Origin of the sequence: Azoarcus indigens (assembly GCF_004361735.1) — a bacterium.
In the GTDB taxonomy this organism is placed as follows: Bacteria; Pseudomonadota; Gammaproteobacteria; order Burkholderiales; family Rhodocyclaceae; genus Azoarcus; species Azoarcus indigens.
Map to the genome: position 1 here is coordinate 248,168 of NZ_SNVV01000005.1, position 11,118 is coordinate 259,285.

Genomic DNA, 11,118 nt, shown 5'->3' on the forward strand with positions numbered 1-11,118 from the left:
GCGGTTTCAGGCCAGGCCGGCGAAGGCGACGATGTCGTCCAGATAGTCGCCCCAGCGCGAGAAGCCGTGATCGCCGCCGCCCAGGATGGTCTGGCGGGCACCGGCGTAGTAATCCACCGCATGGCGGTAGTCCAGCACCTCGTCGCCGGTCTCGGCGAGCAGCCAGTAACGCTCCGGCTGGCTGATGGCGGCTACCTGCAGCGTGCGCAGTTCATCGATGTGGCGCTGGGTGAAGACGAAGGTCTCGCCGGTGTAGAGGTTGGTCTGAGGGCCGAGGTAGGGTTCCAGCGACAGCGGCGCGACCACCGCCGGATTAACCACTGCCGCACGCAGGCCGTGGCGTTCCGCCAGCACGGTGGCGTAGAAGCCGCCGAGGGAACTGCCGACCAGGGTGGGCGGTGTGGCACGGCTACGATTGCTCGCGATGGCCGACTCGATCAGCGCCACCGCGGCGGCTGGCGATACCGGTAGCTGCTCGCACCAGAGCTTGTCGCCCAGGCCGCGCGCCTGCATGTGCCGCGCCAGCGCCTGGGCCTTGAGGGAGGCGGGGGCGGAGCGGAAACCGTGCAGGTAGGTGATCATGGTCAGGCCGGGCAGAAGCGGAAGCGGCGAGTTTAGCCGCAAACGCCGCCCGGCCTGACTTCGTGCGCTGGAGAGCGCGCTGCCGGCTGGTCTCGGCCGGCAGTGGGGGAGGGCTCAGAAGCTGGGTTCGCTCCAGTCCACCAGGCCGAACTGCCAGCTTGCCAGCACGATCAGGCCGAACACGATGCGGTACCAGGCGAAGCCGATGAAGGTGTGGTTGGAGATGAAACGGATGAAGGTCTTGACGGCCACCATCGCCGACAGGAAGGAGGCGACGAAGCCGATGGCGAACACCGGCAGATCCTGGGCGTGCAGCAGGCCCCAGTTCTTATACAGGTCGTACACCGTGGCGGCGAACATGGTCGGGATGGCGAGGAAGAAGGAGAACTCCGCCGCCGTCTTGCGCGACAGGCCGAAGATCAGTCCGCCCATGATGGTGGAGCCGGAGCGCGAGGTGCCGGGGATCATCGCCAGCGCCTGGGCGAAGCCGATCTTCACCGCGTCGGCCCAGCCCATCTTCTCCACTGCGTCGATGCGCGGACGGTAGGCGCGCTTTTCCACGTAAAGGATGATCAGGCCGCCGACCACCAGCGCAGTCGCCACCGTCAGCGGGTTGAACAGCACCGTCTTGATCACCGAGTGGAACATCAGCCCCAGTACAGCCGCCGGCAGGAAGCCGAGGAAGAGCAGGCCGACGAAGCGCTGCGCCTCGCGCTCCCGCGGCAGGCCCACCGCCACCTTGATCAGGCGCTCGCGGTATTCCCAGCACACCGCGAGGATGGCGGCGAACTGGATGACGATCTTGAACACGGTGCTGGCCTCGTCGTTGTAGCCGAGCAGGTCGCCGACGATGATGAGGTGGCCGGTGGAGGAGATGGGGAGGAATTCGGTCAGGCCCTCGACGATGCCGAGGAGGAGTGCGGTGAGCAGCAGCTGAACATCCATGCGATTGGGCCCGGAAGTCGAAGGAGCGGCGATTATACGGGGGCTAACTGTTGCGCCGCAGCACGCTAATTTGTTGCGGTTTTGTAAGTCGTTCCAGGTCGCCGAGCCAGTTCAGGGCCGCCTCGCGGTCCTCGCCGCACATCTCCGGCGAGGGTGGCAGGCTGCCGCAGACCGCCGGCCGGCGGGGATCGCCGAACAGCCGGCAGCGCAAGGCCTCGTCCAGCTGCACGCAGGGCACCCCGGCCGGCTTTCCCTGCGGCATGCCGGGAATCGGTGTCGAAATGGACGGTGCGATGCAGCAGGCGGCGCAGGCCGGGCGGCAGGCGCTGGCGCCCTCAGCCACGCGGCGGTAGCCCGGCCCACCAGGCCAGCACCGCCTCCAGCTCGGCGGGCAGCAGCTGGCCGGCGTTGCCGGTAAAGGCGCGCCAGTCGTCGAGGAAGCGCTCGCCGACGGCGGTCAGCAGCGGCACGCCGTTGCTGGCGGCGAGGCCGATTTCGGCGCGCAGGCCGGCGCCGAATACTTCCTGGCCGCCGAACTTGTTCACGATCAGCAGATCCACGCCGCGCTCCATTGCGCCGCGCAGCACTGCGCCGGCCTGGGCGAGGGCGGCGGTGTCCAGCCGGCAGGCTTCGGAGCCGCTGCCCAGCTCCTGCGACAGGGCGAAGCGCTCGCCGCTCTCCAGGTCTTCCAGCGCCATGCCGCAGGGGTCGCCGGGCAGGCCGGGCACCTCGTGCTGCACCACGCCGCCGATGCGCACGCCGCGCGCGGAGAGCTGGCGGGCGGCTTCCGCCATCAGGGCATCCACGTCGATCTCAGGGTTATAGACGATCGCGGCAATTGGCAGGGCGGGGGCGGAGCTCATGATGGAAGAGGCGGGTCGGCGGGGCGGAGGCGGGATTCTCTCACTCGCCGGCCTGGGCGCACAGCCCCGCTGCGGGCAGGCGCAGCAGGGCGATGTCCTGCCCGGCCAGCTGCAGCGCCAATCCCCAACGCTCGGCGATCCAGGCGAAGCTGCGGTCGGCGTAGAAGGCGATGTGGGTGGGGTCGCGGGAGTAATGCCAGCGGGCGAAGGCGGTTTCCATGCCTCCCTGAACGGCTAGGCTGTCGCTGCGCCGGGTCATGACCGCCAGCCAGCCACTGGGCTTCAGCAGCGACAGCAGGCGCTGGATTTCAGCCGCCGGGGCGGCGAAGTGCTCGAAGACTTCGGTGCTGGCGATGAAGTCATAGCGCAGGCCCAGCAGGGCCGGGTCGGCGCGATAGAGCGGATCGTAGTCGGCGCAGGCAAAGCCGGCGGCGGCGAAGAGCTGGCTCAGCACCGGGCCGGGGCCGCAGCCATAGTCCAGGCCGCGGGCACCGGCGGGCAGATGCGGGCACAGCGCCTCCACCAGCCGCGCCAGGAAGCGGCGATAGCCTTGGTCGGCCGGATCGTTGCAATGGCGGTCGTACTCCGCCTTCTCGGCGGCGCGGTCGAGGTGGAAGCGCGGCGGCACGAAGATGAGCGCGCAGTCCGGGCAGCGGTGGTAATCGCGCGCCGGCTGGCCGCGGCGGGTTTCGTGCAGCCAGAACGGCACCTCGGCCTGGCCGCACAGGGGGCAGGGCTGGGGCGGCGCGATAGCGGACGCCGGCGGGAAAGGCGGAGCGGGGGCGGGCATGGGGCGATGCTGCCTTGGCTTTGCCGCCGCCGTCCATATATGTAAGGTCGGACCTCGGGTGTCCCTGCGGCCCGCCCGCTGGGATAATGGCGCCCGCGCCGCCGGAAGACGGCGGTTTCGCGCCCTGCGGGGCAGGACATGAACGAGAGGATCACCGCCCCGCGCGCGTGGTCGAGAGTGGAACGATGGAGCAGCAATCCGGCATCGGCGGCCAACCCAGGGCCGCCGAGTCTTTTTCCGATACCTTCGCCGACTGCCTGAGCGCGGACCGTCCGCGGCTGCGGCGCTTGCGGCGCGACCTGCGCCATGCCAAGGGCGATCGCCGTGGCAGGCTGGAGGCGGATTTCGCCGCGCTGGCGGCGCGTTCCCGCGAGGCGTTGGCGCGGCGCGTGGCTGCGTTGCCGGTGCCCAGCTTTCCGGCCGAGCTGCCGGTTTCCGGCCGCCGCGAGGAGATCGCCGGGGCGCTGCAGCGCCACCAGGTCATCATCGTCTGCGGTGAAACCGGCTCCGGCAAGACCACCCAGCTGCCCAAGATCTGCTTGAGCCTGGGGCGCGGCGCCGCCGGCCTCATCGGCCATACCCAGCCGCGCCGGCTGGCGGCGCGCGCCACCGCCAGCCGCATCGCCCAGGAGCTGAACAGCGAGTTGGGCCGCACGGTGGGCTACAAGATCCGCTTCACCGATCGCCTGTCGGCCGACAGCAACATCAAGCTGATGACCGACGGCATCCTGCTCGCCGAGACCCAGACCGACCCGCTGCTCGCCGCCTACGACACCCTGATCATCGACGAGGCGCACGAACGCAGCCTCAACATCGACTTCTTGCTCGGCTACCTGCGCACCCTGCTGCCGCGCCGGCCTGACCTCAAGGTGATCGTTACCTCGGCGACGCTGGATGCCGACCGCTTCGCCCGCCACTTCGCCGACCACGACGGCAAGCCGGCGCCGGTGATCGAAGTCTCCGGCCGCCTCTACCCCATCGAGATGCGCTACCGCCCGGTGGAGGACGAAGAGGCGCCGCAGCCGGCACGCAAGGACGGCCGCGAGGCCAAGGCCGGCAAGGGGCGCGACCTCTACGATGCATTGGTGGACGCGGTGGACGAAGCCCAGCGCAGCGGCCCCGGCGACGTGCTGGTGTTCCTGCCCGGCGAGCGCGAAATCCGCGAGGCGGCCGAGGCGCTGCGCAAGGCGCCGCATCTGCCCGGCACCGAGATCCTCACCCTGTTCGCCCGCCAGTCGGCGCAGGAACAGGCGCGGGTATTCTCGCCCGGCAAGGGCCGGCGGGTGGTGCTGGCCACCAACGTGGCCGAAACCTCGCTGACGGTGCCGGGCATCCGCTACGTGGTGGATACCGGCCTGGCGCGGGTCAAGCGCTACTCGCCGCGCAACAAGGTCGAGCAGCTGCAGGTGGAGAAGGTGGCCCAGTCCGCCGCCCGCCAGCGCGCGGGCCGCTGCGGCCGGGTCATGGATGGCGTCTGTTTCCGCCTCTACGCCGAGGACGACTTCAACCGCCGCCAGCCGCATACCGATCCGGAAATCCTGCGCTCATCGCTGGCCGGTGTGATCCTGCGCATGAAGTCGCTGAAGCTGGGCGCGGTGGAGGACTTCCCGTTCATCGACCCGCCCGGCCCGCGCCTGATCGGTGACGGCTACCAGCTGCTGACCGAGCTGGGTGCGGTCACCGACGATGAGGCGCGCGAGCTGACGCCGGTGGGCGCCGAACTCGCCAAGCTGCCGCTGGATCCGAAGATAGGCCGCATGATCCTCGCCGCCCGCGACCGCGGCTGCCTGCGCGAGCTGCTGGTGATCGCCGCCGCGCTGTCGGTGCAGGACCCGCGCGAACGGCCGCAGGAAAACCCGGGCGCAGCCGACCAGGCGCACGCCAGGTTCCGCGGCGGCGAGCAGGATCAGCGCTCCGAGTTCCTCTGGTACCTGCATCTGTGGAAAGCCTGGGAAGAAGTGCTGAAGCACGAAACCGGCAACCAGCAGAAGCAGTGGTGCCGCAAGCACTACCTTTCCTATCTGCGCATGCGCGAGTGGCGCGATGTGCATGGCCAGCTCCACGCCCTGTGCGCCGAGCACGGCTGGAAGGAAAACGAGCTGGCGGCCAACTACGAGAACATCCACAAGGCGTTGCTCACCGGCCTGCTCGGCCACGTCGGCTGCAAGATAGAGGATGCCAGCGGCCCGCAGGCCGGCAGCTACCTCGGCGCCCGCGGTATCAAGTTCTGGCCCCATCCCGGTTCCGCGCTGGCGAAGAAGGCGGGCAAGTGGATCGTCTGCGCCGAGCTGGTGGATACCTCCCGCCTGTTCGGCCGCTGCATCGCCCGCGTCGAGCCGGAGTGGCTGGAGGAGGTCGGCGGCCATCTGCTCAAGCGCCATGTCTACGAGCCGCACTGGTCCAAGGCCGCCGGCAGCGTGCGCGCCTGGGAGCGCGGCACCCTGCACGGCCTGGTGCTGTACGCCCGCCGCGGCGTGGCCTATCGCGACATCGACGCCGCGCTGTGCCGCGAGCTGCTGATTCGCGAAGGCCTGGTGGCCGGCGAGATCGCCGACGGTCCGGCGCGCGGCATGGCCTTCCTCGCCCACAACCGCAGGCTGGTGGCGGAGATCGAGCGGCTGGAGCACAAGTCCCGCCGGCCGGACGTGCTGGTGGACGAAGCGCTGATCGAAGCCTTTTACGACGCCAAGTTGCCGGCCGACATCGTCGATCTGGCGAGCTTCGAGCGCTGGCGCAAGCCCGCCGAGAAGGCCGAGCCCAAGCTGCTCCACCTTTCCCGCGAACAGCTGATGCGGCACGAGGCCGAAGGCATCACCACCGAGCGTTTCCCGGCGCACATGACGGTGCTGGGCCAGAAGCTGAAGCTGAGCTATCTGCACCAGCCCGGCGAGGCGGACGATGGCGTGACCCTCGCCGTGCCGCTGGCCATGCTCAACCAGATTCCGGCCAACCGCTACGAGTGGCTGGTGCCCGGCCTGCTGGAGGAAAAGGTGGCGGCGCTGATGAAGACGGTGCCGCAGAAGCATCGCCACCGGCTGCAGCCGATAGGCGAAAGCGCTGCCGCCTTCATGGCTGCTTTCGAGGCGGAGGCGTTCGATACCGACGAACCGTTGCTGCGCATGCTGCAGCGCTTCGTTGAAGACAGGGTGCAGCTGAAGCTGCCGCTGGAGAGCTTCCGCAGCGAGAACCTGAACCCGCACTGCTTCATGAATTTCCGCGTGATCGACGAGCACGGCCGGGTGCTGGGCCAATCGCGCAATCTGGCAGAGCTGCGGGCACGCCACCGCGAGCAGGTGGCGGCCGGCTTTCGCGCGGCGCGCATCGAGGTGCCGGCGGAGCAGGCGGAGGTGGCTGTCGTGCCGGCGCTTGCCGGTAAGACTGCTGCCGCGGCGCCTCCGTCCGGCCAAGGCGCTGCGGGTGCGCTCTCTGGTTTCACCGCCTGGACCTTCGGTCCGCTGCCGGAGCTGCTGGAGATCAAGGTCGCCGGGCGGGACGTGATCGGCTTCCCGGCGCTGCATGATGACGGCGAAAGCGTTTCGCTACGCCCCTACGACACGCCGGAAGAGGCGGCGCGGGTGCATCGCGGTGGCCTGGGCCGGCTGTTCCGGCTGGCGCTGAAGGATCAGGTGCGTGCCATCGAGCGCCTGCCGGGGCTGCGCGAACTGGCACTGCAGTACATGGCCTTCGGTACCGAGGCGGAACTGAAGGCGAGGCTGGTGAATGCCACGCTGGCGCGTACCTGCCTGCTCGACCCCTTGCCGACGGATGTCGACTCCTTCGATCGCCGCTGTGCCGAATCCAAGCCGCGTATCACGCTGATTGCCCAGGAGTTCGTGCGCCTGGCGGGGCAACTGGTAGTGGAGCACGCCGCGCTGCAGAAGCGGCTCGCCGGTCTGCGCACTGCGCCGGAGCTGGCGGCCGACATGCAGGCGCAATTGGCGGCGCTGATGCCCAAGGACTTCCTCGTCGCTTTCCCATGGGAGCGGCTGGCGAATTTCCCCCGCTATCTCAAGGCCGCCGGCGTGCGCCTGGACAAGTTCCGCAACAATCCGGTCCGCGACGCCCAGGCCATGGCCGAGTGGCGAGGTCTGGCGCAGGTGTGGGAGCGCGAACTGCTGGTCAAGCGCCGGGCCGGCGTTACCGACCCGCAGGTAGAGGATTTTCGCTGGCTCCTGGAGGAGTTGCGGGTGGGGCTTTACGCCCAGGAACTGAAGACGCCGATGCCGGTGTCGGTCAAGCGTCTGCAGAAAATCTGGGAGAGCCGCCCGCGCTGATCGAAGCGCCGGCGGCTGGGCTCAGCGCAAGGGCAGCACCAGCGGCGGCACATCGATGCCGATGACCACTGCCGGCGGCCTCGCATAGCCGTGGTAGGCCGGATAGCTCGGCGGCGGGCGGTGGTAGTGGTGATGCACGATGCGCTCTTCGTAATAGGGCCGTTCGCGCACGATGATGCGTTCCCGCACCACCGGCGGGTGGCCGTGATAGTGGTGATGATGGTGGCGGTGATGTTTTTCCCAGCCGCGTCCGCCCTTGCGCCGATCGTCGCCGTGGGCTTCGGCCTCGCCGGCGCCGCCTATCAGGAGCCCGGAGCAGAGCAGGGCGGTGAAAAAGGTGCGTGTGGTGGTATCCATGTCGGTCTCGCTAGAACGTCGCGCGGCTTTGGGACCGCTGAGCCGATGTTAGCCACGCGCATGGCTGCGACGCCCGGCAGTATGTAAGCGCGCATTTGCCTAAAGTGAGAGCGGCCAGCCCCGGTTTGGGTTGGGCGGCTTTGATTCTTCAGCATTTCTTGCTACTATCGCCGGCTTCCCTTGCTCCACCGGTCTCGCATGCCGGGGGGCTGTTTCTCAATAACCGCAAGGAGTTTGCATGCGACATTACGAAATCGTGTTCATCGTCCATCCGGACCAGTCGGAACAGGTCCCGGCGATGATCGATCGTTACAAGTCGATCGTCACCGCCCGCAATGGACAGATCCACCGCCTGGAAGACTGGGGCCGCCGTCAGCTGGCCTACCCGATCCAGAAGGTGCACAAGGCCCACTACGTGCTCATGAACATCGAAACCGACGGCGAAACGCTGGCCGAACTCGAGCACGCCTTCAAGTTCAACGACGCCGTGCTGCGCCACCTCATCATCAAGATGAAAAAGGCCGTTACCACCCCGTCGCCGATGATGAAGGAAGAGAAGGCCCGTTCCCTGACCCCGGCTTCCGCCGAGGACAAGCCGGCCGACGCTGCCGAGGCGCCGTCCGCCTGAGGTGAGTGATTCGGGGCTGAACGAATTGCGCCTCGATGCGCGGCTGGCGGAGTTGCTGCCGTTGCGTCGGACGCCTGCAGGAATACCGGTCGCTAATTGCGTGCTGGTACATGAATCGAAGCAGATGGAAGCGGGTTTGCTCCGCGAGGCCTCTGTGGAATTGCAGGCGGTGGCGATCGGCGATCTGGCCGGTCTCCTCGCAAACGCGGCCCCAGGCATGCGTGTAGCCGTTACCGGATTTCTCGCCGCAAAAAGCATGCGTAGCCGGGCTCCGGTGCTGCACCTGAACAAGATCGAATTTCTGGAAGGAAACTGAAATGGCTTTCAAGCCCAAGTCCAAGTTCAAGAAGAAGGATGACCGCGGTGGCCGCGGCCTGTTCAAGCGTCGCAAGTTCTGCCGCTTCACTGCGGAGAAGGTCGAAGAAGTCGACTACAAGGATGTCGACGTGCTGAAGGACTTCATCACCGAGAACGCCAAGATCATGCCGGCACGCATCACCGGCACCAAGGCCGGCTACCAGCGCCAGCTGTCTGTGGCCGTGAAGCGTGCCCGCTTCCTCGCCCTGATGCCTTACACCGACCTGCACCAGTAAGAGGAACCAGACATGCAGATCATTCTTCTCGAAAAGGTCGTGAACCTCGGCGGCCTGGGCGACGTGGTCAAGGTCAAGGACGGTTACGCCCGTAACTACCTGATCCCCCAAGGCAAGGCCAAGCGCGCCACCGAAAGCAACCTGGCCGAGTTCGAAGCTCGCCGTGTCGAGCTCGAGCGCCTGCAAGCCGAAAAGCTGGCTTCCGCCCAGGAACTGGCCGGCAAGCTGGAAGGCTTGATGGTGCAGATCACCCGCAAGGCTGGCATGGACGGCCGCCTGTTCGGTTCCGTGACCAACGCCGATGTGGCCGAAGCGCTGGCCGCCCAAGGCTTCGAGATCGAGCGCTCCTCGATCCGCATGCCCGACGGCCCGCTGAAGCAGATGGGCGACGCCCAACTGGAAGTTGCGCTGCACTCCGACGTGATCGTCACCGTGATCGTGTCGGTGCTGGGCGATCAGCAGTAATACCGCAGGCCGTCAGGCCGGCGAAAGAAAGGGGCTGCTGCGGCAGCCCCTTTTTTGTTTCTACAATCTCCGCAATTCCTCCTGCAGGTTGTGCCGATGGCAAGCTCCCGCAAGTTCTCCGATAAGTTCTCCGATTCCGATCCCCAGCTGGCATCCATCAAGCTGCCTCCACATTCGCTGGAGGCGGAGCAGTCGCTGATCGGCGGCATCCTGCTCGACAATCAAGCTTGGGAGCGGATTGCCGACCTCGCGAGCGAGGCGGACTTTTACCGTGACGACCATCGCCGCATCTTCAAGCAGATCTCCAAGCTGATCGACCTCGGCAAACCTGCCGACGTCGTGACCGTGTTCGAGTCGCTGGAGAAGAGCGGCGAGGCGGAGCAGGCGGGTGGCTTGGCCTACCTGGCGGAAATCGCCAACAACACGCCGTCTGCCGCGAATATCCGGCGCTACGCGGAAATCGTTCGTGAGCGGGCTATCCTGCGCAAGCTGGTCGCGGTGGGGGATGAGATTGCGTCCAGTGCACTCAGCCCATCGGGCAAAGACGCCAAAGCGTTGCTGGATGAGGCGGAAGCTAAAGTCTTCGAGATTGCCGAAGCGGGCGCGCGCCACTCCACCGGCTTCATGTCCATCCAGCCCATCCTGAAGCAGGTCGTGGATCGCGTGCAGGAACTCTATGACCGCGACAGCCCATCGGAAATCACCGGTATTCCCTCGGGCTTTGCGGATCTGGACTCCAAGACTGCGGGTTTGCAGCCTTCCGACATGCTGATCGTCGCCGGCCGTCCGGCAATGGGCAAAACCACGTTCGCGTTGAACGTGGCGGAGCATGTTGCCGTCGAGGCGCGTTTGCCGGTGGCAATCTTCTCAATGGAAATGCCCGGAACTCAGCTGGCCACCCGCTTCATCTCCTCGGTCGGCCGTATCGACATGCAGAAGATCAAGAGCGGTCGCCTGACCGACGATGACTGGCAGCGGCTGACGGTGGCGATGGGCAAGCTTTACGACGCGCCCCTGTTCATTGACGAGACGCCGGGCCTGAATCCGATCGACCTGCGTGCCCGAGCCCGTCGTTTGGCTCGTCAATGCGGGCGGCTGGGGCTGATCGTCATCGACTATCTGCAGCTGATGACGGGGAGCAAGGACAGTGATAACCGGGCGGCGGAACTGTCGGAAATCTCGCGCTCGGTGAAGTCGCTGGCCAAAGAGTTGCACGTACCCATCATCGCGCTCTCGCAGCTGAACCGGAGCTTGGAGCAGCGCCCCAACAAACGTCCGGTAATGTCCGATCTGCGTGAGTCGGGCGCGATTGAGCAGGATGCGGACATCATCATGTTTATCTACCGGGATGAGGTCTATAACCCGGACTCCCCCGACAAAGGCACTGCGGAGCTGATCATTGGCAAACACCGTAACGGCCCGACTGGAACCGTTCGCATGACCTTCCTGGGGCAATACACGCGATTCGAGAATTTCGCAGGTGGGTCGGGTTTCTTTTCCTCCGACGAATAAAAATTTCAAAAAGCGGTTGACGGTATTTGTGTGGTGTCTATAATGCGCACCTCTTCAGCGCTGCAGCGGAACGCGGCGGAGCTGAAAGGCTTGAGAAGCAAGGCGTTCT

The 11,118-nt window shown here is 66.7% G+C and carries 12 protein-coding genes; 6 read left to right on the forward strand and 6 right to left on the reverse strand.

Features of this window, described 5'->3' with window-relative positions; all coding sequences use genetic code 11:
• Positions 1 to 6: 6 nt before the first annotated feature.
• From C7389_RS08355 to C7389_RS08375, 5 genes are all read right to left on the reverse strand, one after another.
• The gene (locus C7389_RS08355) at positions 7 to 582 is read right to left on the reverse strand and encodes a YqiA/YcfP family alpha/beta fold hydrolase (protein ID WP_133590256.1); all 576 of its coding nucleotides are present in this window, start codon (positions 580 to 582) and stop codon (positions 7 to 9) included.
• A gap of 114 nt (positions 583 to 696) precedes the next feature.
• Positions 697 to 1,527, reverse strand: coding sequence for an undecaprenyl-diphosphate phosphatase (locus tag C7389_RS08360; RefSeq protein WP_133590258.1), 831 nt, complete (start codon positions 1,525 to 1,527; stop codon positions 697 to 699).
• Positions 1,528 to 1,570: 43 nt separating this feature from the next.
• Positions 1,571 to 1,870 carry a YkgJ family cysteine cluster protein gene (locus C7389_RS08365; RefSeq protein WP_133590260.1) on the reverse strand — a complete coding sequence of 100 codons (300 nt, stop codon included), beginning with the start codon at positions 1,868 to 1,870 and terminating at the stop codon, positions 1,571 to 1,573.
• Positions 1,863 to 2,390, reverse strand: a complete 528-nt coding sequence (locus tag C7389_RS08370) for a DUF2478 domain-containing protein (protein WP_133590262.1) — start codon at positions 2,388 to 2,390, stop codon at positions 1,863 to 1,865. Before C7389_RS08370 ends, C7389_RS08365 begins: the two co-directional genes overlap by 8 nt.
• Positions 2,391 to 2,430: 40 nt before the next feature.
• Complete coding sequence (locus tag C7389_RS08375) at positions 2,431 to 3,180, reverse strand: class I SAM-dependent methyltransferase (RefSeq protein ID WP_133590264.1); 750 nt, start codon at positions 3,178 to 3,180, stop codon at positions 2,431 to 2,433.
• Positions 3,181 to 3,365: 185 nt separating this feature from the next.
• Between C7389_RS08375 and hrpA the strand changes: the two genes are divergently transcribed.
• Positions 3,366 to 7,454: an ATP-dependent RNA helicase HrpA gene (gene hrpA / locus C7389_RS08380; RefSeq protein WP_133590265.1), complete on the forward strand. Its 4,089-nt coding sequence runs from the start codon at positions 3,366 to 3,368 to the stop codon at positions 7,452 to 7,454.
• A 21-nt stretch (positions 7,455 to 7,475) separates the two neighbouring features.
• Here hrpA and C7389_RS08385 read toward each other — a convergent pair whose 3' ends face one another.
• Positions 7,476 to 7,811, reverse strand: a complete 336-nt coding sequence (locus C7389_RS08385; RefSeq protein ID WP_133590267.1) for a hypothetical protein — start codon at positions 7,809 to 7,811, stop codon at positions 7,476 to 7,478.
• Between the two features lie 238 nt (positions 7,812 to 8,049).
• Here C7389_RS08385 and rpsF point away from each other — a divergent pair, with 238 nt between their 5' ends.
• The 5 genes from rpsF to dnaB all read left to right on the forward strand — a co-directional run bounded on the left by rpsF (position 8,050) and on the right by dnaB (position 11,009).
• The gene (gene rpsF, locus C7389_RS08390; RefSeq protein WP_133590269.1) at positions 8,050 to 8,439 is read left to right on the forward strand and encodes a 30S ribosomal protein S6; all 390 of its coding nucleotides are present in this window, start codon (positions 8,050 to 8,052) and stop codon (positions 8,437 to 8,439) included.
• Between the two features lies 1 nt (position 8,440).
• Positions 8,441 to 8,755: a primosomal replication protein N gene (gene priB / locus C7389_RS08395; protein WP_133590271.1), complete on the forward strand. Its 315-nt coding sequence runs from the start codon at positions 8,441 to 8,443 to the stop codon at positions 8,753 to 8,755.
• A 1-nt stretch (position 8,756) separates the two neighbouring features.
• Positions 8,757 to 9,032: a 30S ribosomal protein S18 gene (gene rpsR, locus C7389_RS08400; protein WP_133590273.1), complete on the forward strand. Its 276-nt coding sequence runs from the start codon at positions 8,757 to 8,759 to the stop codon at positions 9,030 to 9,032.
• A gap of 12 nt (positions 9,033 to 9,044) precedes the next feature.
• The gene (gene rplI / locus C7389_RS08405) at positions 9,045 to 9,497 is read left to right on the forward strand and encodes a 50S ribosomal protein L9 (protein WP_133590275.1); all 453 of its coding nucleotides are present in this window, start codon (positions 9,045 to 9,047) and stop codon (positions 9,495 to 9,497) included.
• 96 nt (positions 9,498 to 9,593) lie between these two features.
• The gene (dnaB, locus tag C7389_RS08410; protein ID WP_133590277.1) at positions 9,594 to 11,009 is read left to right on the forward strand and encodes a replicative DNA helicase; all 1,416 of its coding nucleotides are present in this window, start codon (positions 9,594 to 9,596) and stop codon (positions 11,007 to 11,009) included.
• Positions 11,010 to 11,118 lie beyond the last annotated feature (109 nt).

Coding starts and splice junctions, on each gene's coding strand:
- C7389_RS08355 (WP_133590256.1), bottom strand. CDS start 582: ATGATCACCTACCTGCACGGTTTCCGCTCCGCCCCCGCCTCCCTCAAG.
- C7389_RS08360 (WP_133590258.1), bottom strand. CDS start 1,527: ATGGATGTTCAGCTGCTGCTCACCGCACTCCTCCTCGGCATCGTCGAG.
- C7389_RS08370 (WP_133590262.1), bottom strand. CDS start 2,390: ATGAGCTCCGCCCCCGCCCTGCCAATTGCCGCGATCGTCTATAACCCT.
- C7389_RS08375 (WP_133590264.1), bottom strand. CDS start 3,180: ATGCCCGCCCCCGCTCCGCCTTTCCCGCCGGCGTCCGCTATCGCGCCG.
- hrpA (WP_133590265.1), top strand. CDS start 3,366: ATGGAGCAGCAATCCGGCATCGGCGGCCAACCCAGGGCCGCCGAGTCT.
- C7389_RS08385 (WP_133590267.1), bottom strand. CDS start 7,811: ATGGATACCACCACACGCACCTTTTTCACCGCCCTGCTCTGCTCCGGG.
- rpsF (WP_133590269.1), top strand. CDS start 8,050: ATGCGACATTACGAAATCGTGTTCATCGTCCATCCGGACCAGTCGGAA.
- rpsR (WP_133590273.1), top strand. CDS start 8,757: ATGGCTTTCAAGCCCAAGTCCAAGTTCAAGAAGAAGGATGACCGCGGT.
- rplI (WP_133590275.1), top strand. CDS start 9,045: ATGCAGATCATTCTTCTCGAAAAGGTCGTGAACCTCGGCGGCCTGGGC.
- dnaB (WP_133590277.1), top strand. CDS start 9,594: ATGGCAAGCTCCCGCAAGTTCTCCGATAAGTTCTCCGATTCCGATCCC.